We start from the raw sequence: 24,951 nt of genomic DNA on the forward strand, positions 1-24,951 counted from the left end.
TACGATGGCACAGTTTCCTAAGTCACCGTTTTCGGCCGACCTAAGCGATTTTAAGACAGACGGAGGAGGCCTTGACTATCTAGGTCTGCGATGGGTAAGCATGACGCTTCTGGCGGAAGATTTACTGCCTGGTGTGAACAACCAGACTCGCGACTTTGGCGTTTTCTGTCTGGCAACCTGGATTCCTTGGAAGTTCCTCAAACTCAATAACACCAAATCTAACTTCACTCTGGAAAAGTTCCGAGGCTTCGAAGAAGCCGTCGGTGTAGCGATGGCTTATGCTCTTCAACCAGGCTCGGCTTCAATGGTAAGTTTCGGTGAGCCGAATGCCAAAATCGGCGTTCAGCAAAAATTGAATCTGCCAAGCCGCCTGGGATTTGAGCATGTTAATCGAACACGGGCGACCAGCATTTACGCTGCAGCGCTTTACGGTCCATCGCTCAAGTTCTTAAACCTTATAGTTGGAAATGCGAGGGCCGAAGATGGCACGGCGACAGAGATACCCCTGACTGCCGCAAATTCCGCTGCCGAAACATTGGCGATTTACGTAGAACAGAAGATTAGCAGATCGAATCACATGCAAGAATTGTTGTCGGCAGATTCAGAGCCGATAACGCAAGCCGCTTTGGACGACTTGTCGATGCACGGTCTGAATCCTGCAGAATATCGTGGCGCGGACGAGTCCGCGGTCAAAGCGTTTTTGGACCAGTTCCTTCCTGACGATGACAAGAACGGTCGTACGAAGACTGCGAGACTTCTAATCGAGACGCTTCGTTTGCAACCCGGACTTACTCTAGCAGACGTTCGCGCCGTCTGGCACACGAGGCTATTTTCAAATGGCAGACCACTGGTGGTTGATATTTATAAGTTATCGCAACATTTGACGAAGTGGTCTGTGTTCCAAGCTCGACAGTATCAACGCTACATCATTGAACTGATGATGCGAGCATTCGAGAATAGCTTGGTGAATCATCATTTGCTAACTGGCATTGTTAACGATTGTCTCTCCGAAACACCGTTCGACAGGAATTTGACCTTCGACGCGATCGTAAATGAAGAGGCCGGCATAGTGACGCAAACAACAACAGACCACGGACGCTCGACCGATTGGAACCGGTTGGTGCATGGCGATCATTCATCGTACGAATGGATCGAGGAAGTAAATGCCTTGAGCGATTGTGAGCGAGCATTGCGAATGCTTGCTCGATGGATGCTGCGGGTAACTTCTTGGAGAGACGACGAATCACTCAAACCGTTTCTCAATCTTGGCGGCGAAGACCGAGTAAGTATGATGTGGTTCTTAAACTGGGTGGACCAGCGTCGAGAATCACCGCTCGTCACTCTTGTAAGTGATTGGATCGAGCAATTGGTCTTCGGCCAGCACATTCGCATAGCGCTATCTCGATTCGACGGCAAGTCTCAGAAACTGCGGTTCCTCCTGGACGATCATGGAATTGTATTAGCGAAAGCAATGGCCGACACTCCTGGAAAATCGATACCTGGTTGGACGCAAGACCGTCTAGATGCGTTTGTGGATGTGCTCTGTGATGTAGGAGTGTTGACTGTGAATAGCGAAGGAGAGCTCGATCTAGGGTCTCGAAATTCGCTGATTAACTCCAGAAATCAGCGCACATTGGCTTGAGCCAAATACTCTGACTAAGTAGTTAGAGTAATTGTTTGTTGGAAGGCGAAGAAACGAGGGGTATGTCAGTCCACGATCAACACGAGAATTCCAAAATCTACGGGACATTCTTCACCAGCGCCTCGGTCAAACTGGATAAGCGTAGCACATTCTAAGTCAGTCAGAGACAATCCCACCACGCTCTCATCGACACGACACATGCGAAACGAAAGATTGGTAATAGATGTGTTTAAGCAAACTGAATTTTCAGAACATACCTCTCTATGTACAACCCTTTGAACATTGGGCTGATAGAAATGGATTGCGTGATATCCGAGAATATGCTCCCCTACAAAGGTGCCAGCAGGACACACAGCCCAATCTTTCTTATACGATCGCTGTAGCAAGGCTGCGGCGCAGTGCGATTTCACTTTGCAACCAAGTTTCTCCATGCCGATTTGCTTACTTTTGTTTACGTCCATCGTGTCTGGAGATGACGCCTCCCAACAGTGCTGAGTAAGATTTCCCAAAAGGTATTCAATACCCGCGAATTAGTTCGCTGTCGAACAGTTGTATTTAGCGAGCAAATAGAACACCATGATGCACAGTGAAATTATTGTGATCACCTCTTCAACTGATGCTGGTGCTATCACCGTTTTCAACAAGACCTACACCGGGCCACTGCAAGAAGGCGGCGAAGGCTCTCGCCCGTTACATGAAGACTTCGAAAGGCACTGCAGAAAACTGTACCTTTCGTCGAATCCGAACCCTTTGAGCCAGAACCATATTTGCGAATGGTCGCCGAAGATGGCGGCAGCTACGACGCTTGATAATCCTCGATAGCCTAAATCCATAATGCGATAATCGGAGTGTAATGCCTCCTCGTTTGGACATTGTGTTATCTGAATTTAGAACCTCTCATTCCCGCTGTTTTCGACGATTCGTTTGAACCCACCCCTTTCCGTTTAAAAACTCATGCTCGAGATCACTGGCAGCGATATCGCATCTCTGGACGATTCCGATTTAAGAAGTCTAGTCGGATTGCTTTGCGAATCAGAATTGCGGACAAGTGGTTTGTCAACATCAGCTGTCACGTGGGGCGGCGACCAGTGTGCAGCTGATGGCGGAATAGATATTCGCGTTCAGATTGAAAACGGTAAAACACCAGGCGGATTCGTTCCGCGAAATAGCGTAGGCTTCCAAGCGAAAAAAACGAATTTGCCGGAAAAAAAAATCGCTCAAGAAATGCGTCCACAAGGCGAACTTCGAATTTCAATCAAGAGACTTATCGATGAGAAAGGAGCCTATGTGATCGTTAGCTCGGGTGCAAATACTTCTGACACAGTCTTAAAAAAACGCGTAAAGGCGATGCGAGCGGCTGTGGCCGAAGAAGGAGGGAATGAAAACTTCCATCTGGATTTCTATGATCGTAATCGTCTTGCAACTTGGACGCGTAATCATCCGGGAATGATTCTATGGGTTCGACAGAAAATTGGTCGCAGTGTACCGGGATGGCAGTCCTACAATTCGTGGGCATCTTCTCCTGACGGCTTGAACGATAGGTACCTCACGGACGACGACGTCCGCTTGCACTGCGGCACCTCAGACGAAAAGGGGCTTTCCGTTGAGGACGGTATCAACTTGATTCGCGGCATTTTGCGAGAGGCCGGCAGCGTCGTTCGTTTGGTTGGACTTTCTGGTGTTGGAAAGACGCGATTAGTTCAAGCGTTGTTTGACGAGCGAGTAGGAAATTATCCGCTAGACCAGGCGTCGGCTGTTTACACAGATATGAGCGACAGTCCATCGCCACAGCCAGCAGGAATGATTTCGGACTTAATCGCAGCGGGTACACGTGCGATTATGGTGGTCGACAATTGCGCTCCTGAACTTCATCGTCGCGTTGCGGAGTTGTGCAACAATTGCAAAAATCCCATCAGCGTAATCACAGTCGAATACGATGTGCGTGACGACGAACCGGAAGGAACGAAAGTATTTCGGCTCGAGACTTCTTCTACGAAGATTGTATCAACGCTAATTGAGCGCCGCTATCCAGAGATGACACAGCTGAATACCGACAGAATTGCAGAATTCTCCCAGGGCAACCTCCGTATTGCATTGGCACTCGCCAAAGGAATTTGTCAGCACGAATCCATAGCGACCCTTAGAGACGAAGAGCTACTAAAAAGGCTGATACAACAACGACACGATTTTGATGAAAAGCTCCAGAAAGCGGCAACAGCCTGTGCATTGCTTTATTCATTTGAAGGTAAAACTCTTGACAGTACTGATAGTGCAGAGCTACCAAAAATTGCCAAACTCGTTGGTATGACTTCATACGAACTTTTTAGCAAAGTTGAACAGCTCCAACAGCGCTCTGTAGTTCAACGTCGAAGTGTCTGGCGTGCAATTCTTCCGCATGCAATCGCCAATCGACTTGCTGCAGTTGCACTTCGCGAGATTCCGTTGGAGTCCATTTTGTCGCAGTTTACCACAGAGCGATTGTTGAAGTCGTTTACTCGCCGGCTCAGTTATTTGCACGGATGCTTTGAAGCACAGGAGATTGCAAAAAAATGGACGTCCGTAAACGGTTATCTAGATAACGTAAGCCAGCTAAATGACTTTGGCTTTAGCATGTTTGAGAACATCGCACCGATCTTACCGGAGGCAACATTGTCTGCAATTGAAAGGGACTTGTTGGGACCAAACGCAAAAGATTTGATTGAGGGGCTGCATCGAGAGGGAATCGGTCGACTTCTGCGTTCGATCTCATACGACGCATCATTCTTCGACCGATGCGTAGCTGCTATGCTCCCACTTGCGCTTGCTGAATCAGAAAACGAGTACCATCCTAATCGAACGGCACTCGAAGGACTTTTTCGTATTTTTTTATCTGGAACGCATGCGACCATTGAGCAACGCACTGCTGTAGTTGAAAGTTTGCTTCTATCCAATGAAATAAACAAACGCATATTAGGAATACGCCTACTAGATTCACTTCTGCAAGCAGAGCATTTTTCCGAGGGACATTCGTTCGATTTCGGAGCAAGGGCACGCGACTATGGATACTGGCCGAGGACCCACGAAGAACGGGCCCGTTGGTTTGCAACAACACTTCGACTAGCAAGGCAATTTGTCATTAGGAATGACGAAACGGCCATAGCCCTAAGAACTACTATTGCGAACTCTATCTGGGGCTTATGGTTTTGTGGGCAAGTCGTCCAGGAGCAATTCGAAGAAATTATGGATGGGATAGCTGAATTTGGTTACTGGCAAGAAGGCTGGCTCGTCGCTCGCTCTCTAATCTCACGTTGGAAAGATAAGTCGAATGCGCCGAAAATGGACCGTTTAAGAGAATTCGAAAGGCGTCTTCGGCCAAAAAATCTCGTCGAGAAAGTGAGAGCTGTCGTTCTGTCGCCACGGTGTGGATCATTTGACTTATCAGACCTGAATGATAGAGACGAGGTCACTGAGTTTGCAGATCTCCATTCGGCCCAGGAGCACGCGACTGCCGCTGCAGAGGAACTCGGCAAACAAGTTTACAGCGACCAACCAACTTTTGACGTTTTATTGCCCGACCTTGTTCGGGGAAACTCACGGCGTCTGTCTTCATTCGGAAGAGGGTTGTCAATGGCTGCGGATGATCATCTCCACTTGTGGAATCGGCTTACTGAGGCATTCAGACAAACAACAGTCGATCAGCGGAACGTCGACGTACTGACAGGCTTCGTAAACGGACTTTACACAATTGATGAAGACCTCTGTGAAATTATCCTGCAAGTTGCAGTAGACCATGACATACTCAGCGAATGGTCCCCAACATTGCAGTCTGCAGTAACTATTAGTGCAGCAGGAGTCGATCGACTAAAACGTGCTATCTTGATTGGAAGATCACAAACTAGTGTGTACCACTTTCTCGGATGGCGTTTAGAAGTGAGCGCCCAAGACTTTTGCGAAATTGTCCAGTTACTTGCGAAACAACAAAATGGATTTGGTGTGGCGATGGACATCTTGTCTATCCGCCTCAGCCAAGACATGGATCAAACAAAGGAGACTTCACCATTGCTGATTGACACTGGTCGACTGTTGCTTTCTTTCGTAGATTTTTCTATCCGCGACCAGCTGCACGAGTTTCATCTAAGTCATATTGCGGAAAATTGTTTAGTGGGTGCAGATGGATCGGTCGTTGCTCAGTCGCTTTGCGAACGAATTGTCCAGGGAGGTAATGTATCCACATTTCGATTTGATGAACATTTGAAACTGCTACAAATACTCTTCAAGCTTCATCCAAAGATTGCGCTCGAAAGCTTTATCGGAGACGGCGAAGACACAAAAATCTACTTTGCACATTTTGATGATCCGTCGGAACTTCATGCGAACCCTCTCAGTGAAGTTCGTGATGAAGAGATTCTTCAGTGGTGTGACGAAAAGGCCGCGACCCGATACCGACTTCTTTCAAGAGAAGTTCCTTTCTCTGCCACAAACGATGGAAAGATTGGATGGACTTCTCTTGCGATTGAAATGCTGAAGCGGGCACCTGAACCTATTAATATTCTAAAGATATTTATCGATCGATTTTATCCAAGCCTCTGGTCTGGTTCGCGAGCAGCCATCATCGAATCACGACTTGTTTTACTAGATCATCTTCCGGAATTCGCAAATCCCAGCCTCGTCGAATTTGCAATTGAAATTCGTCCAAAGATTCTAGAAGAAATTGTCAAAATACGAGAAATGGAGAATAAAGTTGATAGCCTGCGAGATGAGCGATTTGAATAGGTCAACGGATCATTTGGAATCACAAGGAACGGCAATCACTAAATGTGATTCGGAGATAGAGCCTCTTCGCTGCGTTAGACTTCTATTATCTGTGAAAACGTGAGCCGACACTACAGCGCCGCCGTCGCAACACAAACAAAGGCTATTCTTGATTGCAGATTGCATTCACCTCCTCCTGTTATAACCGTTACTATGTGGGGCCGGCATGAGTGCGTTTTCTGTCAGTGAGATCTGTGAGCATCGAAAACACGTCGGTCGAATTGAGAGTCCGGAGCGTTCTCTTGTCTGCACAATCCCATTTTTATTTTCGTCTTGCCGAGTCGGCGTAGAATGAATTGAAGCTTCGACCTTTGTCCTAAAAAACGTTGCTCGGACCGTCGCGCTGCACGTCGAACAATTGAGGCCGGTGGGATTCGAACCCTAGCTTTGCGGATTAACAGTTCGGTGTGCTGCCGCAACACCACAACCTCATGTAAGGTTATCCGAATCGTTTGTTTACACTTCGCCGAGGGGATTGCAGACCGGACACTCTTTCAAAACGCCGAGGTTTGACGACGACCAAGTCTCAAGTTCTTCCAGGTCGTTTGAACAGACTTTGAAATAGTCTCCAGAAGTCCAGTTCATTCCCTTCGCCCGAGAAATATGCGAGCACTCTGAGCGATGTAATCGGGCCGTATCCTTTGACATGCTCCGCTCACAGTTGATCACAAATCCGCCGCGGTTTGCGTCAATCCAGTAAGTATAAGTTAAATCGTCATTCTTGATGATCACCATTCGAACGTCCCCCGATGTGCCTTTAAGATTTCGAAGGTTTAGCACCCCAAACTGCGCCAAACTTTTCGTTGCGAACGCCATGACATGATGGCGGACACAATTCTAACACGTTTTTCCGTGAGGTTATGGTGACTGGTAACTGCTTCAGGTGTAGAAAGGATCTCCTCCTGAATATCTGGAGCAAGTAAGTTCAAGTCCATGATCTGCGTAAGTCTTGCGCGAGAAACGTGGCCAACGCGGGCTAGCTCAGCTTGATCGGTAACTTGGCCAGACTTGATGAGGTGGTCAAGCCGGATGGCAAGGGCCATTATCTTAGTAATACGGGGCAATGGACGCGGAACATGTTGCTGTGAATCTGGTATGTCCCCTGCTTTGACAATTGTCTTCGCAGAGCGCTTACCAGTTTTAAACTCGAGCTTGTGTTTGGCAGTTAGCATGAAAATGGTTCTTCCTCTAGTTGATGTTCACAGTTGAATGTCTTGAGGCCAATTGGGTGATAGGTAATCGATAGCTCACTTGTTCGGCCATCGTAATGAATCTTTTCGACGATTTGCTCAATCGCTTTGGTGCGTTCGGCTGGCTGAAGTGCTTCCCAAAGTTCGTCGAAGCGACCGAGTGACTCGCGAACATCGCTTTCATCTATAGTCACGCTGGACGCAATCGCCATGTCGTCGATAAGCTCGGCCAAACGCCGCTCCTTCTCTCGTATTTGCTCTTGAATCTTTGCTACGTCCATTTGAGCCCCTGATTCGGCCAATATCTTGTTAAGCCGCTCGTAGCTGCTGAGGATCCGGCGTTCTACCGCGTTCTTCTCTTTCTTGAGCCGTTCTACGCTGGCTTGCGTTTGAATCCGCGTCTGGGCCAACGTGTCGCGTAAAACGCCCGGATCCTGGCCAAGGGCTCGAATTTGACCTACGACAAAGCTCTCGATTTCGCCAGCAGGCAGGGATGGAGAAGCACAAGAGGCCCAACCATGCTTTTGCGCTTTGTGGCAGACGTAGTACCGGTAGAGCCGAGATCCCTTCTTCGCATACGAGTGGCTCATGCCGCAATCACATGTCCCGCAGCGTAGCAGTCCCTGGAGCAAGGCACCATGTTTGCACTGGTTCATGCCTTTCTTTTGTCGACTGTTGGCTTTGAGCAGCTCTTGAACGCGATCAAAGGTTGCTTGATCAACGATCGCTTCTTGCAGTCCCACCAATAGTTGCCCTTCGTATTCAACCTTCCCAACGTAAGTTGGATTCGTCAGGATTGCCGAAATCCTATTCTTGTCGAATTCGCCGCCTCCGATATCCTTTCCCTTCTTGGTCGTCCATAGTTTCATGCGCCAGCCGCGTCGATTGATTTCGCGGGCAACTTGCAGAGTCGACTTTAAGTCGATGTAGAGATCGAAGATTTCGCGAACGCGGATTGCTTCGAACGGGTCGATGATAAGTTTAGCGTTGGCGACGTTGTAGCCCAGGATCGGCTTGCCGCCGACCCAGCGACCTTTCCGCCTGGCCGCCCGCATCTTATCCCGGGTGCGCTCGCTTATCATGTCCCGTTCGAATTGGGCAAACGATAGCAGCACGTTGAGCGTCAGGCGGCCCATCGACGAGGCAGTGTTGAACGCTTGCGTGACACTCACGAAGGTCGTTTCGTGACGGTCGAAGATTTCAATGATCCGTGCAAAGTCGAGTAGACTTCGGCTCAGTCGGTCCACCTTGTAAACGACCACGCAATCAATCTTTCCAGTTTCAATGTCTGCGAGCAAGCTTCGTAGCCCGGGCCGGTCCATGTTCGCGCCGGTGAAGCCACCGTCATCGTACTTTGTATCAAGGCACTCCCAGCCTTCGTGCTTCTGACTCTTGATATAAAGCTCACCCGCCTCACGCTGCGCATCGAGCGAGTTGAATTCTTGCTCGAGTCCTTCTTCAGTTGATTTGCGAGTGTAGATAGCACATCGCACAGTCTTTCTAGGCTCGTGTTTCGTGGTTGTACGACTTTTCATTGAGCGTTGCCTCCCTGGACACGGAAGAAGTTAAAACCGTTCCAGTGCTTACCTGTCACCGCCTTGGCTACTGCCGTAAGCGACTTGTACTTCTGACCTTCCCATTCGAAACCGTCGCTCTTTACAACGACGACAATGTTTTGGCCCTTGTAATGGCGTTGCAAGGACTGTCCCACCGCAAGTGATTTGGCGGGCTTGGAATCAACTTTCACCACTACCGTGCTTGGTTGAGAAATTGCTGTTGGTTGCGGTTGCTGTTGGCGCGGTGGCATCATGCGAATATCCGCGTCGTTGGCGATCTCCAATGCGCGACGTCGTGCACGTTCCGATAAATCGCCTTCGATGTTCGCTTGCATACGCCAGGCGATACGTTTGATGAGCCACACTTTGTTACGTGCATTGGTGGACTCTTTGAACACTTCGCCGTACTGTTTGCGAAGCTCTCCGACGCTCATCTTCTGCATGAGCGCAACTTCTCGATCTATATTCATTTCTTCCCTCGGCTTGGCTGTGGTTGAGAACTCAGAGGCGAGTTAACTCGCGTGGACACACAGAGCAGTGAATCTCAAGAATCTTCAAGCCGTTCTCGCGCAGAATCTGCAGAATCGTGATCTGAATTGATACCAGCGCGCAACTTTTCAAGTTCTAGCCGGATCAGGCCAGTAGCAAGAATCCTCGCGAGTTCAGTACGTCGCTGGTCGGGACTAACAGAAGCGTTTTCGTATCGTCGTGACATCGTGGGCCTTAAGTCTTGGTTGTTAAATCGTGTTCTCCTACTTCTAGGGTTACACGGACCAAGGGCGCTTTGGCGAAAAGGACGGCTAAGATTCGCAAAATGTTTAGCGGAAGCGGTCGTTCTAGAAAGTCGGCGAAAAAAGAAATTTCGTTTGACCGAACGTGTCACCTGCATCTGGATACTCTTCGCCAAGGTTTTTGACCACTTGGAAAAAGGAGTAACCAATGCATACGCTTTGTGGAATTTCGGAAGAAACACTGCGACTATACGCGAAGAAAATCATCGACATTATGCACGAGTCCGAGGGGAATCCGGACCTAATACGCTGTCGATTGAATCTTGAACTGGAAGCTTGTCCCGCGATTCTTGGCTTTGATGTCATCATCATCGAAGCGTCTATTTTGGAATTCGGTGATTTCGATTTCGATCGACCGCTGTCCATGAATCTTCGCAACTTCGAATTCGATTTGCTCGATTCCGACGACTACCGAAGTTTTCGTCACCAGCACGGAATGCCTGGGATTTTGGTCGTTATCAACGATTCCCAAGGCCGTGTCATCCGTGTGATTACCAACACTTCCACGCTTTACAGCAGCGGAATCAACTTTTCCGAAGAATTTGAAAATTCCGATTTTGCGTGACCGAACGTGTCACCGGATTCGGAATGATAGCTATATCGATCGGTAGCAGGGCGGCCAAAAGGAGTGTCCGAGGATTGTTGGCCATCGGATGGAGAACGGATGCAAAACATGGAGTTCGGTGGAACCGAAGGCCGCTCGCTACGGATCATTTGACGTCGGCAGAATGGAGAATGCGACAAATTGTTTAAAGGAAGGTTCATGCATTTGTGTTGTTTGTTTAGATGATGGTGATAGGTAGATTATGTCCACAGTACGGCTTCCAAGACTTACCCGGCCCGAGGTTTTACAATCCATTGATCCCGAGCGACTTGTTCAGTTGCTCGAGCCACATAAAGAGTTCTTTGCTGAATTCAATGCAAACGTGGTTGATCCCTCAAAGATAGACCACCGCCGAATCATTAGGGCGCTTAGCAATGCGGATCATGGTATGCCCAACGATCTTCTTGCGGCAGTCTGCATGATCGATGAGATGGCATCGCCACGATCCGTTGATATGCTCCGTGATGAATTGTCTAACGAGGAGTTGGGTTTGCAAGCCAGCGGCAAATATACGCCAGCCGACCTCGTCGTGGCGGCTTGGCTCAAACAACACGACCGCTTACTGCAAGTTCATGCCCGCTGCAAACTGAAACGAACTCGAGCATTCGTTTACTATCAGTGCTCGCATTCATCAATTCCAATCTATGAGCGTCCACATGATGAGGTGTTGCTCCAATTTGAAGCAGACTTGGATTCATGGTTTGAAGATCGCCATCGAGGACGCGGATCCAAGATAGAAATCTTCGAAGGTCCCTACGAAGTAGAGTTGTCGATTCGTCATGGCACGCTGTTTCGTCGCGAAGAGTGTATTGATGATGGTCAATTTGGCGATGTCGCGTATCGACCGGTCCAGTGCGATGCGCTAATCTTCAACAAAATGCTCGGGGAAGTACGCGTTCATGCTAAATCCGATCGAGAAAAGCAATTGTACTTGCGTCTCTTTGGCAAACATATGTTCGACGATCCAGACTGCTTTCCGAGTTGTGACAAGTATTCGCTATCGCCTTTGCAGCAATATGGAGAAGCTTGCTTAAAGCGCGGTGAGATTGACCGCATCAAAAGTGTACGTTGCACCGAACTGCGACTCTACGATGGTGGCGATTACAACGCGACAACAATTCGCCGAGCCAGCAACATTTTCGGTTGGCTGGATTCGGAAAAGAAGAACCTGAATAACAAGCGACTCTTGCAAGAGGCAACGTTCATGTTGAAGGTTGACGGGTGCCGCGACGAAAAATCGGTCCGGCTTCGTCCGCCCAACGTTGCGATTCACTCTCGTGGCCCAGAGGCGATACACATTGAGGAGTGGATGAGCGCCTGTGGTTTTGATCAAACAAAGCGACCTAAGAATGGAGCCAAGCGTGAACAGCTTTTGGCGTAAGCTTGAGTCGCTACCAGCGCTGTCAACGTCTCAATTGGATTGGCAATTGTCGCTCCAAGACGATTACGATGACTGTTTGGAATTTTTGCGTACAACGAATCGTATCGCGGGCTCAGTTCCTAACAAGTGTAATCGCTATTCTGACTTGCTTGTCGTGGAATGGGATGACGATATGTACTTTGGTACGGATGAACATACAGGGTTCACGATCACGCTCAATAGAACCGCAGTTCAATGCGTCGAATTTGACATTCTCATGTTCGCCAAGCTCATGGGCGACTTGGTCGGATTCAGCGCGAAAGTGCAGGCATCTAAAAACCGTGTCAATATGTTCTCTCTGGGCGTCCTTCGTACTCTCAAATGTCCGGTACCGGTCTACTTTACGGCGTGTCGCAGCGACCAAGAGATGTACTGGGCGGTGAAGGAGATGATGGAACAATCTTCTTCACCGTTTGTTGTCGTTACGCCGACCGATCAACATGTCGCGGTTGATGTGCTTGGATTGTTGGGGCAGCGCGATTGCTTGCTGCTGGCTTTAGACGAATCACTTGACTTAAGGTCCAATGGCACTTGGCAATTAACACAGTTTGCTGAATCGCATATCGAAAACTTTCGCGATTTCCATCGACGGCCGAGTAAACCTGTCAGCACGTCTGCTTTGCAAATCGACACATGCACAAAGTGGGAACTCATCAGCTTGCGATTTCTCGACAGCGAAAAGGTTCGTATCAAAATGGGCGATCAATCTCAAGTTCTGACGTTCGCGCAAATGGGGATGGTGGATTCAAGAAGCGGTAAGCCCACCAAACAATGGGAGTTGCTCTACACGTTGTCAGTAAACCATGGGCTGATGACTTGGCTTAGTCCTGGTGCTTGCCGAAAGAATCGCAAACGAAGGGAGTTACTTAACCAACAGTTGAAACAATTCTTTTCGATCGACGACGAGCCAATCGAACTGACTCAAGATCGCAAAGGCTGGAAAACCGTTTTTCATATCGAGTAGAGATCCGTGCGAACAGATGACCTAGCAGATAACGAGAAGGCCTTGCAGTGTGTTTTCAAAATGCGTTCGATGGGGCGGTCAATGTTCAGACACTTCACATCGTATCCCACTGCGACTTTCCACGCCTCGGGGGATTCGGCCATATCGCTGCGGCAGTTAACTTGCGATGATGAATGGCTCAGCGGCAAAGCCAAAATCGCTTCGGAAAGTTCACGAAAAGATTTTGCCATGGAACTGCTGTAAAGTGGTGCAGACAAGCGCACGCTCTCTGCATCAGGCCCGCGGTACTTAGAACTATCGCGTGCTTTTCTTCAACAGTTCTTCACGACTGGGCGTCTCTCATACTTGTATGGCGTGCGCTATTGTCCATCACTTGAGCGCCGACTCCGGTTTCATCTGTGATCCACAGCAAGGCTGCTACTCAGCGCAGTCGGCTTGTTTAGATTCCTCATCATTAAGTACTGCCTCTTTATTGATGATGTTCGGTCTCAGTGGGTATGGACCTCTCTTTTCACCGAGTACTTTGGGTGACGGTTGCCGTGGCGAAGTTAGCGGTCGAGGCTCGATTTTCTGTCGCGGTGGTACGTTCTGGCGCGGTGGGATTCGTGGCATTGCTGTCGTAGTTCTCGCTCTTTCTCTGATCGTATGACAAGCCCTTTCTGGGCAGATTTCGACTTGTACTAATGGTTCGAAAAAGTTGGGACAAGAGTAGTGCCCGCTGTCCATGCGATGGCTCTTGGGAAATTCCCAAACCGACTTCTTTCGATTTCAAAGATTTTCTTTTTTCTAATCTCCAGTCTTTTCCCACGTTTTCGTGCTGTGTGACCCACGAATTTCGCGGCATTTTTTGGCGACCTGGGAATTTTCGCCAGTAGAGGGCAACAGGTCTGAATTTAGTCCGCGAATCAAAACTACGCGGAGCAGTTCGGCCCAGCGAGCCTTCGCAAGTGGACCTGTTGCTCGCTCGGTAGGTCTGCTTTGGAGATTGCTCAATGCCAATCACAGCAGAGGAAGTCGCAACCCATCCCTTTACGATTAAAGTCGTTCACAAATATGCCGATCGCCTGATCAGAAACGGTCATTTTGATGAACGCGAACGAGAGTCACTCGCCCAGGACTTACTCTCAAAAGTTATCGAATGCTGGAACAAGTTTAACGCTGACGTCGGGCACCCAAAATCATTTGTGTGCACGGTGGTGAGTAATACGAGCCGGAACCTCGCTCGCAATCATGGAGCCAAGCGCCGGGGCAAACGCCCCGTCTCGTTAAGCACCAACGTAAACCTTGCCTTTGAAGGTTCAACAGAACTTGCCCAGGTCATCGGCGAGGACGAACTCGATCGACGCCTGGAACGCAAACCGAGGCTCAGCCCCACAGAGCTAATTTCTTTAGCGCACGACTTGGAGGCTGTCATCAAAACTCTGACTCCCGATCAACAGGAGCTGGTCGAGCTGCGCAAAACGATGTCGATGACGGCCGCTGCTAGAGCGTTGGACATTCCGCGATCCACGATCAGAAGCCACTGGGCTGTAATCCGAGAACGGTTCCGTGAAGCAGGACTTCAAGAATATCTGTGTCGTTGATCGCCGTTTCGCCTCTGTTCCGTGTAACCCTAGAGATAGGGAAATAAGTCATCCACCAAAAGCACTAGTTAAGAAAGTAAATCCATGAGTAATCCAGAAATCAGTATCGAACATCGTGTGGCCATATCCATGGCGGTGTCGCGCTACCTTCGTGATGCAGAACGACTCAGTTCCGCTTCCGCGGACTTCATCAGTGCGTGCGATGCCGTGCGGCTGCAACTTCCGCTCAGCAGCCGTTTCGTCACTCAAATCAACTTCCGACAGTATCTAGTCACCTCTGATGCCGCGGGAAACTTTGAGATCGAACAGTTGGTTGTCGTTTAACAGCCGACTCTGATTTGTTTGTGCCTATTCGCCTCAACCTGCACCACATCATGAGTAAGCAAATAAGTCCCAATGAAGCCGCACTGCGCGTCTGCCTCAAGTGTAACGAGAAGTTTAATTCGAGAAATGCTGGCAACCGCATTTGCAAAAAATGCGCTCGGATTAACGCCCAGTTAGGGTCAATGTCGGAAGCGGTGCTGGCAGGCCAACGAGGCGCAAAGCGCCACAACGGGATCGCCATCGATCCTCCCAATTCCTACGTACCAAGTTACCTCGAATAACATTTTTCGAATCTAGTTGATTACCATGTCCCAAATCGTTACCCAAACCGAAGCGAACGATAAGACGCTGCTGACTTACTCGGCGCTCAATACTTTTCGCAATTGTCCAAGAAAGTATAAGAACCGGTACGTCGATAGCCTTCGCCCTCGCGAACGAGCTGAGGCATTGTCGTTTGGCAGCGTGATCCACACGTCACTCGAACTTTGGTATCGCTCGAACAATGCTGAATCACGACTGCGAACCGTGCTTGCCTATATCGACGATGCGTTTGAAAACCGCGTTGTCGACAGCAATCAGATGGCCAAGTGGCATCTGGCAACCGCAATTCTACATGGATATGCAGCACGCTACGCCGTTGAAGAGTTTGAAGTTGTCGAAGTCGAAAAAGAGTTTGTCGGCGAGATTCGCAATCCGGATACTGGCCGGCAAAGCCAGACGTTCCGCATCGCAGGCAAGGTTGATGCCATAGTCCGATGCCACGACGGTATGTACTTGCTAGAGCATAAGACGGCTGCATCGGTGGACGCAAGCTATCTCGATAAGCTGTGGACCGATACGCAGATTGCACTGTACTGCCATTATCTCCGCGAGCTTGGTTATCCAATTGTCGGTGTGATTTATAACGTCCTGCTCAAGAGCCGCCTCAAGCAGAGTGCCGGTGAAACAGAGGCGGAGTACGAAGTTCGTAAAGCAGAGTTGGCTGCCAAGAACAAGAGCGGCAAGTCAACGGCCAAGCGACAGCTGCCTGAAACTGACGAGTCATTTCAATTGCGACTGACTGAATGGTATTCGCGTCCCGAAGCGTTCCATCGTGAGTTCATTTATCTCTCCGAAGATCGACTAGCGATGCTTCAGGATGAAGTGTGGGAGATCACGCAGCAATACCTCGATGCGAAACGCCGCGGCAAATGGCTGCTGAATACCTCCAACTGTTTTTCATTTCAGCGTCCGTGCGAGTATCTCGCTTACTGCCAGTCGGGTTTCAATCCCAACGTCGCTGACAACTTATACGAGATTGCATCGCCTAACGAAGAGTTGACACAAACAGATTCCGAATCACCCGTTTTTTAACTTAGTAGAAAGATACCTTATGACAATAACTTTACCTAAAGAGAAGACTAAACCAGCGACAGAACTTGGCAAGCAGACGCTACTTTTGTACGCAGTTCCCAAGCTCGGAAAATCCACTTTCGCAGCAAAATTTCCTGAAGCGATGTTCTTTGAATGCGAGCCTGGCCTCAACCATTTAGAGGTTTTCAAAGTACCGACCTATTCATGGGAGGCATTCTTGGAAGCTTGCAAGTTGATTGCCAAGGGCGATCACAACTTCAAGACCATCGTGATCGACACGGTCGACAATGCTTTCAAGATGTGCTCGGACCATGTCTGTGCTAAACACAGCATCGAGTACGAGGGCGACATGGGCCACGGCAAGGGCTGGGCTCTGGTCAAGAACGAATGGCACCGCGTGCTCACTCGGCTAGCCAGCTTGCCTTACGGGTTGATCCTTATCTCGCACGCGATGGATAAGACGATCGAAACGCGGACTGGGGAATACACCAAGACGCAACCTAGCCTTCCCGACCGTGCACGCAATGTCGTGTTGGGATTGGTCGACATCATTCTGTACGGCGATTCAATTTCACGCAAGGATGCCGCTGGGAACGTAACGATTGAGCGTGTGCTACGCACGAAGCCCCATCCGACTTACGAAGCAGGTGATCGAACCGGTCGCTTACCAGAAATCTTACCGCTGGATTACGACGCCTTCGTCCAAGCTTTCAACAGTGGCGCGCCGGCCAAAGCTGTCGCACCCAAAACCAAATAATATTGTCTCGAACGTTCTTTCAGTTTCCATAACAAACACTCATTCATGAGGATAATAGCATGACCAATTTTGAAGATACGAACGCTCCAGACCTTTCCGCCTTCGACGATGATTTTGAAGCGATCGACGCGCCCGAGTACGACGAAGTGCCCGATGGCAAGTATCAAGTACGGATTGAAACCGTAAAGCTTGAGAACAGTCAGAAGGGAGACCCGATGATCAAGTGGGATTTGGAAGTGATCTCTGGCTCGCAAGCTGGCCGCCACATTTTCAAGAACTCGGTGATTACCCAGGCATCGCTGCCATATGTGAAAGGCGATCTTAAAACGCTGGGGTTGGAACTTGCCAAGTTCAGTGAATTGGCTGGGCGACTTGAAGAACTGCTCGATGCGACTTTGGAAGTCACGAAGCGGACTCGTGGCGACTACACGAACGTCTACTTCAATCGACGCTTGCAAATTCCAAGTTCAACCGCGGGCAGTCGTAGCAACGAGGATATGCCGTTTTAGTTGAACCTAGATTCAACGTGTTAAGACGCCGAGGTGGTTCGGAAGGACACCTCGCGTGTTTGCAATAGTAGCTGAAAGGATGCCCCGTGATCGACCTTGAGCTGACGTACCCACCTTCGATCAATCATTGCTTCAGTTACTATCGCGGTCGACCGGTACTATCGAAAGACGCTCGGGCGTATCGGGCGCAAGTTCGTAAAACAGCGATCGCTAAAGGCATCAAGCCCTTGCTTGGACCGATCGCCATTCGTATCGACATTTTCCCCCCGGACGATCGGCGCAGGGATGCGGACAATGCTCAAAAATCGATTTTAGATGCACTTCAACACGCTGGGGTGTTCTGGGATGACTCGCAAGTAGTTTGGCTGCTATCAATCAAGCACGACTCGAAACCCATGGGCCAGATCAAAGTGCAGATTGATGGTGCCGAATCACAGACGCTTTCTCCCGCTATGGAGATCGCTTAGCCATGTCGCAACTCACCCGTTTCAGTCGCCCAATCGTTCGGCATTTGCCGAGTCTTATTCTAGTCGTTCGTTTTGACGATTCGGGCATCTCCATTCGTGCGTATCGCTGTCGAAAATGGAAGAGAGTTACATGGGCTCAGCTTGCCTCTCTAGCTGATGCCAACGAACCGGTAGTCCAGTTTTGTGAGACCCATCACGGGTTAAGAGTTTTGAAGGCGATGGGAGTGCGTTTACCGTTGGGTGAGGAACCAAATAAAGGTGGCCCAACTTGAACCACCCATCGCTCACGTTATTAACGACATTGTTCGAGCCATCGGACCTCATCCTCTTTCGTCCTGTGGAAGTATGGACTGAAGGTGGACGAAAGCGCAGCCGTGTTGACTATAGCAATGTATGCTACCGGCCCGCCAAGGCGACGACACTCGAACAAACGCTGGCTCGGCTGGAAACAAGTTCCGAGTCTGAGCGTACGAACTTGTTTTTCGGCGTCTGTCCACGAGTTGGTAACAAGGGACGGTTTGACCTAGCTTGGCAGATTCGTATTGTCCGATGTCTCTGGGCCGATCTGGATGGATGCAATGTTGCTCAAGCTATCGAACGTTGCAATTCACAGGCGATCCCTGCGCCCACTGCTATTGTCAATAGCGGCAACGGCGTGCATTTGTATTGGCGTTTAGATCGCACACTGCTGATCGACGATGTCGGCGATCCACCTCCCGTCGAAACGGAATGGTCCATTGGAAGCGACGGACGCAAAAAGCCAAGGCGATACATCCTTGATGGCAAGGATCGCGTTTTCTTAGATCGACGCCAGCATTTAACCAAGACAAGCCTCAAAGCACTGCAGGCCCAAGACTTACTCATGGGCATCGCAGCAGCGATCAACGGCGACCATACAACTGACCTCACTCGGTTGTTACGACTGCCGGGCACATTGAATCGAAAGGATCAACGCAATGGTCGCGAACCAGTCACGGCAGAGTTGATCGAATGCGATAGCAACCGGCGATATTCCCTTGATGCCTTTCAGAAATTCGCGAAGTCATGTGAAGCCACCAAACGCCAACGGCAGATTGAGGCAATGCCATTGCCGGCCGTTCGTAAGTTATCGGCTGGCAAGTCCGACAAGCTCTCGGAGCTTATCGCCGCTTGTACGATCGCTTCGGAAGGCACGCGTTCTGAGGCCGACTTCGCTGTTTGCTGCTATGCAATTCGAAGTGGGATTGCGAAGGATGAAGTTTGGACACGGTTGCAATCTGTCGGCAAGTTCGCCGAGCAAGGTCGCCGCTATTTCGACTTAACCTGGGAAAGTGGCGAGTACGATGTGCGGGCTACTTTGTGCGATCGCTTACAGAAGCGTATGCCAAACGAAACCACAACGGTAACTGCCCCTTCCGGCGACCAACAGGCTGAGGAGCCGGAAGAAAGACCAACCATTACGATCGATTCGCGCTCAACGCCTGTGGCCGCAACCATGGGCCAGATCACCGATCGATTGCTTGCCACCGGCTCTTGTTTCAATCGGGTGGAGCAATTGGTTGTGGTGCGAGCGCAATCGATTTCGCCGGTGCTCTCATCTGCGGAACTAACAGGACTGCTCAATCAGCACGTCGAATTCTACTTCGTCAACGAAGATGGAGGAGAGTACAAGCCGTTGCCAACTTCATATGCGAACACCTGGCTTAACAACGTTGGCCAACGTGAACGGCTGCCTGCAATTCGGCTGTTCAGCCACAATCCTATCTACACGGAGGATTGGCGGATGGTCAGTCCAGGTTTCGATCCCCAGTCTGCTTTCTACTATGCTGGTCCACATATTGAGCCAGTCGAAGGGACCAAGCATCTCGACACGTTGTTGCGAGATTTCTGTTGGAGGAAACCGGCTGATCGCACGAATTACATCGGCATCCTGCTAACGGGTCTGCTCGTCTCACGTTTCATCGGCTCCAAGCCTGCTGCGCTGTTCAACGGGAATCAACCGGAGCTTGGTAAATCGGTTCTAGCACAAATCTTGGCAATCCTTCGAGATGGCCATCATGTGGAAACTGCATCTTACAACGCGAACGACGAGGAATTCGAGAAGCGACTGGGAACAATCGTCCGGCGTGGCGTTACGACAATCATCATCGATAACGCCAAGGCCCGTGGTCGCAATCCCAAGATCGATTCGGCCTGCCTCGAGCGATCGATTACCGATCCAATCTTGTCATTTCGTTTGTTGGGTTTCTCACAAGAGATCCGAGCTGAGAATTCGCATCTGTTCTGCATCACTGCTAACTCGCCTGATGTGAGTCGCGACCTTATCACACGTTGCGTGGTCATCAACCTGCATCACGAAGGTGATCCAACGAAGCGATCCTTCTCGATGGACGATCCGGAGGCGTACGTTCAGACGCATCGCCTGCAGTTGCTCGGCGAACTGGTGAACATGGTCGAGCGCTGGAAGGCCAGCGGTATGCCTCTAGCCAAGATTCAAACGCGGTTCAACAAGAAGGGCTGGGGCAACATCATTGGCGGAATTCTTGATGCCAATGGTGAACCGGACTTCATGGCCAATGCCGAGGATGCAGCTAGTGAAATGGACGACACTCGCCGCGAGTTCGAGGAGCTTGTGACCGTGCTCGCAAGGCATGAGCAGGGGATTTGGTCGTCATCTGAGTTAACAGACCTCGCGAACAAAAACTTTGTGCTGCAGTCCGAGCTTGGAGACGGAACCCCACGCTCTCAGACCACGCGCATGGGCAAGCTAGCGGGTCGATTCGTCGGCGAGCGCTTCAGCCTCGATGACGGTACCTTCGCAGTGTTCAAAAGAATCTCTGGCGGGCGACACACGCAGTATCAGGTCTTTCTAGAGTCGTCACAAAGCGAACTCGTCGGACATGCAGACGTCGATAATCACACGTCTGCAACGTCTGCAGAAATGGAGCTATTTTCATGAGCAGTATCAAAAGAACTAATACTGCCGGTCGTTTGTATTGCTTTGGCTGCTTTTGCGTCGGTGTCACGACTTTCGCCTGCAGACGTTTCGAACGGTTTGCAGACATAAAGATTTCCAAACGTCTGCACGTTTCAACCTGCAATTTCATTGGTGGATGCAGACGTTTCAGACGTTGCAGACGTTTATCTCCAGTTAGTTATTGGGAGGGTAAACACCGTGTTTTTCCCCGTATGTAGATCGTATAGGGAAACACGTCCGAAACGTCTGCAACGTCTGCAGGCCAATAAACCGACCATTCCCAATCACCCCAAAATCGAAAGGCCTCCTCGTTGTGAATCACGTGTTCGAGTCTCGCCCTCAACTAAAACTAGAAGGCATCAAGCAACATCATCCGAGGCTGCTCATGAGTGACCAATCTAGATCGCAAGTCATCGCACACGTTAGCGTCTGTCGCAACCGATGCACTACGTTCGAGTGCAAGCCCAGCACGTGACTGAACGCGTCAGTGGGCCAACAGTGGCCCCACAACGCGTCTGCCAAAGTGGCACGCGGACTACACAGCGCAACCCTGTGCTATGGGTCCTCCCGCCAAAAACAACACGTTCTTGGGCCGCGGGAACAGGGGCAGTACTAGAGAGAGTTTATTTCTGTAACGTGTTGTCCGATTTTGATGGAATTTTGCATGAAATCGAGTGAATTCGAGCTCCTTTGCAATGTTTTGGCAGATATCGAAACCTTTGTTGAGATTGATCTACGTGTGCAAAAGAGCGAAGTGAACTTTGCCAAATCAATGCGTGAAATTGGCGTTCCGTTCACGCCATCCCTGTGGAAATGCGGAGGCGCTACGCCAGCTCAGCGTATGGCGTACACCCGGGCCGTTCGCCAGCTGGAGCAGAAAAAACTAATCACACGCGTCTGCGAACCCTTGCGAGATCGCACTACCCATGTGAAACCGACATCAGCAGCGATTACTGCTTTGACCGAATGTTTAGGCGATCAAGTCGACTTAGAAGGCTTGGTCGCAAGTTTAAGTCTTACGGAATGGGGCCAGCCTTTGGCCAAGTCTTTATCTCGTTGAAAGGATTGCAAGTATGTCTACTGTGGATGCCTCGGAAATTGAAATGTGACCGCTCGATCGCGTGCGGCCCTAATCGTTCTAGAATCCCTCCATCGCTGAGATCTTGAAGCGATCCTTACACATTGACTACCGCGGGGTCGAGGTCACGCAACCTCTTCAACTTCATAAGGTGGGCGACGCGGGAATCATGAGACTAGTCTTTTTTGGATTTTTCTTTTCCTGATTTACTCGCATCAGCCTTACCTGCCGCAGGTTCTGGAGTGGGAGCTGGATTTGCTTTAGGCTTATCATCCGCTGCCGGAGACGGAGGCAATTTCTTCGCCTGTTCTCTGGCAGTACTATTCGCACCTTGCGAAGCTTTTTCGACACCCTTGCCTGCAGCACCCAATGGACCTGGAGCCTTTGCAGGCTCGTTTACTGACGGTTGCCTTTTAGCATCGCTCGAGTCCGAAGGCATTTGTGCTCCTTTGCCATTTGTGTTCTGCGACGTGTTAGGTTTCATGTCATTAGCATTGGAAGCTGGGTTGCGATTAGCACCCCGATCGCGTCCTTGAGAGGGATTTGACAGAACTCCCGGAGCGTTCCGTTGGCCGGGCAAATCGGGGCGAGCAGTAGATCCATTTCGTACTGCTGGCGAGCTTTCAGTTGTTCCGTTTGGCGCCTTGGGACTTTGAGAGCCGCGACGTCCTAATTGGTTCCGTAGTTCATCTAATTCAGTAGCAGACGGTGGAGCGTTGTCATCCGCTGCTGCATTAGGTGCGGTTGAATCGACCTGGTTTGACTGTTTTGCTGAATTCAAAGCATCCGATTGTCTTTGACGAATTTCATTCCTTCGTTGCGCTATCTCATCTCGACTTAAACGCTGACGATTATTTACCTCACCATTACCTCGTTTTGCATCCAATCCGTCTGCATCCGCTGCGTCTGGCGGTAACTCTGATGTATTGCGGTCGCCAGTCTGATCGCGAACGGTCACCTTGTCATTGCGGCCTGAACTCTCGGTTCGTTGTGCTTTAGCGGATTTACGATTTGCGGCGTCATCTGAACTTTCGGCACCCAGATCTGTCGCGATAGCGTTCGAAGTTGAAGACGATTGAGCGTTTACTCGTAAATGCTTCGTTTCGACCTTACCAGCCACATCGTTAGTTTCTTGTCGGAGAGACTCGTCAGTTTGCACGGTGGCTCGCAACCGATCAGCCTCAGTCCCCGCACGCTCCAAATCCTTGCGAGTGTTAGCGAATTGACGGACTGGTGCAACCGACTGTGCTAGTTGGCTTGCCGCCGCTTGTTGGATACCTTGAAGAGAAAACGGCAAACCGAAATCTGCCTTTTGATTGGCGATACTAGCGATTGTTGCGGCTCGTAGCGCCACAGACGACTGTTGGGCATTTAGATTGGAGTAATGTCTACGCTCGGCGGCGTATGTATTCGCAGGACGCATATTCTTATTAGCTTGGAAATATCGTTGCAGCCGAACAATCTGCTGAATCAGATCAGTGCTTCGCCCCTGATTAGAATAGTAGCTGTAAAGTGGATCAAAGCGACGTGTTGTCTGAGAGTAGCTGCTCCACGGATAAATGTCATTCTGGCCGGAGTACTCGTAATAGTTCCCGTACAAGTAGTGGTTGTACTGCGGGTAGACATACAAGTTGGCGTACCATGCTGGATTAGTATCGATGACATAACTTGGTCTGTATTCGTACGACGCGATAGGATTTGCAAATCGGACAGGGCAGAATATAGTGCCGCGATCTGCGATGTTGTAATCCCAATATCCAGCACGGTAAACGCATCCGCTCGGAGTCCAGACGTAGCGAGTAGGAACCCAGACCCAGCTTTCGTTACCCTGTGCCCAATAGCCAGCTTGCCAGTAATAGTCGGATTGCTCATAAACCCAGCATCCAGGAATCCAAAAGTGGTTCTGATCCGGTGCTGGACTACTAGGACCATTCTCAATCGATGGCGGAGGCGACGGCAAGTAGGCTATCTCTTCAGCGCGGGAGTTGAGCCAAAATCCGCTGATCCATTGGTAGCCTCCATTGACGTCTGCCCAGTATCCTGGGACCCACTGTCCATCTGGAGGAATCTGCCGCCAAATACCACTAACCCAGATAAAGTCTTGCAGCTCCGGATCCCAGCCCCAATAGCCGGGAATCCACGTGACATTCTCAAGGTCCGGCTTAAACTCTGGCGGAAGCTCCTGAATTGGATCTGGCGGGCGTTTACCAACAATAACGCCAGGCTCAGGATCGGATGAATATTGTTCTGCATACGCTTCGTGCAGCGGTCCTCGCATCAGCACAGAATACTCGCCACTGTCCGTACTGCCATCGTCTACTTGCAAGTCAGCACTTGGCGGTTCAGGTATGGCAGGCGGGAAGTTTTCCTGCCCAAAGACCAAACTAAAGTATGCGCAAGAGATTATGAGCGTCAATGTCCAAGAGCCGGCACGTACATTACGATGTGATCTAATCATTGTGTTCACTTGTGGGGGCATTGCGCGGAGTTGCTATTAAGGCTGACAGCTCATCACATTCGCAAACGTTGTACCAGGGATAAACGTGTGAAGAAGTGAATCATTTCCCATCAAGATGCAAGAAGCGATGCTTAAAATGCGAGCGCAATTTCGTTTGTTGTTCGAATCCAGGCCAAAGCAGTGAGTAGAGCATTTCTGTGACGAGAGCGTTCAGGTTGCGAAGCGCTCTTAAAGATAAAGACCTGTCGTCATAGCATTCCTCGCTCCAAATGTAGCATTCGTCCGGTGTGCTCCTTGCCGTGAAGTCCGGGGCGAGTGCTGCAGATGCGATCTGTGAAGTGCTCAAGAACAATAATCTTTCTGCTGCGCAATTTGGCGGATGAGCGACTTGCTCAACGGGAGCTTTCATTTCAAGTGAATACGGTCTTTAAGCTTTCGGTCCATGTGGTTCAACTCATGAGTTAACATTGTCTTTTGGCTGTGCTCAGACGCTGGGGACTTGATACAA

At 50.0% G+C, this 24,951-nt stretch carries 21 protein-coding genes; 16 read left to right on the forward strand and 5 right to left on the reverse strand.

The genetic code is table 11. The features are described 5' to 3' along the window. Window positions 1-4 precede the first annotated feature (4 nt). The 3 genes from SH451x_RS17150 to SH451x_RS17160 all read left to right on the forward strand — a co-directional run bounded on the left by SH451x_RS17150 (window position 5) and on the right by SH451x_RS17160 (window position 6,394). A complete protein-coding gene (locus SH451x_RS17150; protein WP_479358207.1) occupies window positions 5-1,642 on the forward strand; it encodes a hypothetical protein in 1,638 nt (545 codons plus the stop codon). A gap of 576 nt (window positions 1,643-2,218) precedes the next feature. Beyond that, window positions 2,219-2,464: a hypothetical protein gene (locus tag SH451x_RS17155; protein ID WP_479358209.1), complete on the forward strand. Its 246-nt coding sequence runs from the start codon at window positions 2,219-2,221 to the stop codon at window positions 2,462-2,464. Between the two features lie 132 nt (window positions 2,465-2,596). Further along, window positions 2,597-6,394: a hypothetical protein gene (locus tag SH451x_RS17160; RefSeq protein WP_479358210.1), complete on the forward strand. Its 3,798-nt coding sequence runs from the start codon at window positions 2,597-2,599 to the stop codon at window positions 6,392-6,394. 812 nt (window positions 6,395-7,206) lie between these two features. Here the strand turns inward: SH451x_RS17160 and SH451x_RS17165 are convergent. The 4 genes from SH451x_RS17165 to SH451x_RS17180 all read right to left on the reverse strand — a co-directional run bounded on the left by SH451x_RS17165 (window position 7,207) and on the right by SH451x_RS17180 (window position 9,894). After that, on the reverse strand, window positions 7,207-7,605 hold the full coding sequence (locus tag SH451x_RS17165; protein WP_479358211.1) for a hypothetical protein: 399 nt from the start codon (window positions 7,603-7,605) through the stop codon (window positions 7,207-7,209). Next, on the reverse strand, window positions 7,599-9,158 hold the full coding sequence (locus SH451x_RS17170; protein WP_479358212.1) for a recombinase family protein: 1,560 nt from the start codon (window positions 9,156-9,158) through the stop codon (window positions 7,599-7,601). Before SH451x_RS17170 ends, SH451x_RS17165 begins: the two co-directional genes overlap by 7 nt. Next, on the reverse strand, window positions 9,155-9,649 hold the full coding sequence (locus tag SH451x_RS17175; protein ID WP_479358213.1) for a DUF2924 domain-containing protein: 495 nt from the start codon (window positions 9,647-9,649) through the stop codon (window positions 9,155-9,157). The genes SH451x_RS17170 and SH451x_RS17175 overlap by 4 nt, the downstream gene beginning before the upstream one ends. A gap of 74 nt (window positions 9,650-9,723) precedes the next feature. Then, window positions 9,724-9,894, reverse strand: coding sequence for a hypothetical protein (locus SH451x_RS17180; RefSeq protein WP_479358214.1), 171 nt, complete (start codon window positions 9,892-9,894; stop codon window positions 9,724-9,726). Between the two features lie 224 nt (window positions 9,895-10,118). Between SH451x_RS17180 and SH451x_RS17185 the strand changes: the two genes are divergently transcribed. The 13 genes from SH451x_RS17185 to SH451x_RS17245 all read left to right on the forward strand — a co-directional run bounded on the left by SH451x_RS17185 (window position 10,119) and on the right by SH451x_RS17245 (window position 21,967). Then, entirely contained in the window at window positions 10,119-10,535 is a 417-nt protein-coding gene (locus tag SH451x_RS17185) for a hypothetical protein (protein WP_479358215.1), read from the forward strand. A 241-nt stretch (window positions 10,536-10,776) separates the two neighbouring features. Next, window positions 10,777-11,955 (forward strand): hypothetical protein, encoded by a 1,179-nt coding sequence (locus tag SH451x_RS17190; protein WP_479358216.1) that lies wholly within the window; start codon window positions 10,777-10,779, stop codon window positions 11,953-11,955. Next, window positions 11,936-12,958 carry a hypothetical protein gene (locus tag SH451x_RS17195; protein ID WP_479358217.1) on the forward strand — a complete coding sequence of 341 codons (1,023 nt, stop codon included), beginning with the start codon at window positions 11,936-11,938 and terminating at the stop codon, window positions 12,956-12,958. The genes SH451x_RS17190 and SH451x_RS17195 overlap by 20 nt, the downstream gene beginning before the upstream one ends. Window positions 12,959-12,964: 6 nt before the next feature. After that, on the forward strand, window positions 12,965-13,201 hold the full coding sequence (locus SH451x_RS17200) for a hypothetical protein (protein ID WP_479358218.1): 237 nt from the start codon (window positions 12,965-12,967) through the stop codon (window positions 13,199-13,201). Between the two features lie 749 nt (window positions 13,202-13,950). After that, window positions 13,951-14,541, forward strand: coding sequence for an RNA polymerase sigma factor (locus tag SH451x_RS17205; protein ID WP_479358219.1), 591 nt, complete (start codon window positions 13,951-13,953; stop codon window positions 14,539-14,541). An 84-nt stretch (window positions 14,542-14,625) separates the two neighbouring features. Beyond that, window positions 14,626-14,865 (forward strand): hypothetical protein, encoded by a 240-nt coding sequence (locus SH451x_RS17210; RefSeq protein WP_479358220.1) that lies wholly within the window; start codon window positions 14,626-14,628, stop codon window positions 14,863-14,865. A 306-nt stretch (window positions 14,866-15,171) separates the two neighbouring features. Beyond that, window positions 15,172-16,218, forward strand: coding sequence for a PD-(D/E)XK nuclease family protein (locus tag SH451x_RS17215; RefSeq protein WP_479358221.1), 1,047 nt, complete (start codon window positions 15,172-15,174; stop codon window positions 16,216-16,218). 19 nt (window positions 16,219-16,237) lie between these two features. Continuing rightward, window positions 16,238-16,975, forward strand: coding sequence for an ATP-binding protein (locus SH451x_RS17220; RefSeq protein WP_479358222.1), 738 nt, complete (start codon window positions 16,238-16,240; stop codon window positions 16,973-16,975). Window positions 16,976-17,034: 59 nt separating this feature from the next. Then, a complete protein-coding gene (locus SH451x_RS17225; RefSeq protein WP_479358223.1) occupies window positions 17,035-17,484 on the forward strand; it encodes a DUF669 domain-containing protein in 450 nt (149 codons plus the stop codon). Window positions 17,485-17,570: 86 nt separating this feature from the next. After that, complete coding sequence (locus SH451x_RS17230; protein WP_479358224.1) at window positions 17,571-17,951, forward strand: RusA family crossover junction endodeoxyribonuclease; 381 nt, start codon at window positions 17,571-17,573, stop codon at window positions 17,949-17,951. Window positions 17,952-17,953: 2 nt separating this feature from the next. Then, complete coding sequence (locus SH451x_RS17235) at window positions 17,954-18,223, forward strand: hypothetical protein (RefSeq protein WP_479358225.1); 270 nt, start codon at window positions 17,954-17,956, stop codon at window positions 18,221-18,223. After that, on the forward strand, window positions 18,220-20,889 hold the full coding sequence (locus SH451x_RS17240) for a hypothetical protein (RefSeq protein ID WP_479358226.1): 2,670 nt from the start codon (window positions 18,220-18,222) through the stop codon (window positions 20,887-20,889). The genes SH451x_RS17235 and SH451x_RS17240 overlap by 4 nt, the downstream gene beginning before the upstream one ends. Window positions 20,890-21,571: 682 nt before the next feature. Next, on the forward strand, window positions 21,572-21,967 hold the full coding sequence (locus SH451x_RS17245) for a hypothetical protein (RefSeq protein ID WP_479358227.1): 396 nt from the start codon (window positions 21,572-21,574) through the stop codon (window positions 21,965-21,967). Window positions 21,968-22,160: 193 nt separating this feature from the next. On the opposite strand, the gene SH451x_RS17250 is transcribed toward SH451x_RS17245, so the two are convergent. After that, window positions 22,161-24,443 carry a hypothetical protein gene (locus SH451x_RS17250; RefSeq protein ID WP_479358228.1) on the reverse strand — a complete coding sequence of 761 codons (2,283 nt, stop codon included), beginning with the start codon at window positions 24,441-24,443 and terminating at the stop codon, window positions 22,161-22,163. Window positions 24,444-24,951 lie beyond the last annotated feature (508 nt).

The sequence above is a fragment of the Njordella aestuarii genome, from assembly GCF_056494165.1.

Coding starts and splice junctions, on each gene's coding strand:
- SH451x_RS17245 (WP_479358227.1), top strand. CDS start 21,572: ATGAAATCGAGTGAATTCGAGCTCCTTTGCAATGTTTTGGCAGATATC.
- SH451x_RS17180 (WP_479358214.1), bottom strand. CDS start 9,894: ATGTCACGACGATACGAAAACGCTTCTGTTAGTCCCGACCAGCGACGT.
- SH451x_RS17160 (WP_479358210.1), top strand. CDS start 2,597: ATGCTCGAGATCACTGGCAGCGATATCGCATCTCTGGACGATTCCGAT.
- SH451x_RS17155 (WP_479358209.1), top strand. CDS start 2,219: ATGATGCACAGTGAAATTATTGTGATCACCTCTTCAACTGATGCTGGT.
- SH451x_RS17210 (WP_479358220.1), top strand. CDS start 14,626: ATGAGTAATCCAGAAATCAGTATCGAACATCGTGTGGCCATATCCATG.
- SH451x_RS17225 (WP_479358223.1), top strand. CDS start 17,035: ATGACCAATTTTGAAGATACGAACGCTCCAGACCTTTCCGCCTTCGAC.
- SH451x_RS17185 (WP_479358215.1), top strand. CDS start 10,119: ATGCATACGCTTTGTGGAATTTCGGAAGAAACACTGCGACTATACGCG.
- SH451x_RS17250 (WP_479358228.1), bottom strand. CDS start 24,443: ATGATTAGATCACATCGTAATGTACGTGCCGGCTCTTGGACATTGACG.
- SH451x_RS17175 (WP_479358213.1), bottom strand. CDS start 9,649: ATGAATATAGATCGAGAAGTTGCGCTCATGCAGAAGATGAGCGTCGGA.
- SH451x_RS17170 (WP_479358212.1), bottom strand. CDS start 9,158: ATGAAAAGTCGTACAACCACGAAACACGAGCCTAGAAAGACTGTGCGA.
- SH451x_RS17205 (WP_479358219.1), top strand. CDS start 13,951: ATGCCAATCACAGCAGAGGAAGTCGCAACCCATCCCTTTACGATTAAA.
- SH451x_RS17150 (WP_479358207.1), top strand. CDS start 5: ATGGCACAGTTTCCTAAGTCACCGTTTTCGGCCGACCTAAGCGATTTT.
- SH451x_RS17190 (WP_479358216.1), top strand. CDS start 10,777: ATGTCCACAGTACGGCTTCCAAGACTTACCCGGCCCGAGGTTTTACAA.
- SH451x_RS17165 (WP_479358211.1), bottom strand. CDS start 7,605: ATGCTAACTGCCAAACACAAGCTCGAGTTTAAAACTGGTAAGCGCTCT.
- SH451x_RS17215 (WP_479358221.1), top strand. CDS start 15,172: ATGTCCCAAATCGTTACCCAAACCGAAGCGAACGATAAGACGCTGCTG.
- SH451x_RS17235 (WP_479358225.1), top strand. CDS start 17,954: ATGTCGCAACTCACCCGTTTCAGTCGCCCAATCGTTCGGCATTTGCCG.
- SH451x_RS17220 (WP_479358222.1), top strand. CDS start 16,238: ATGACAATAACTTTACCTAAAGAGAAGACTAAACCAGCGACAGAACTT.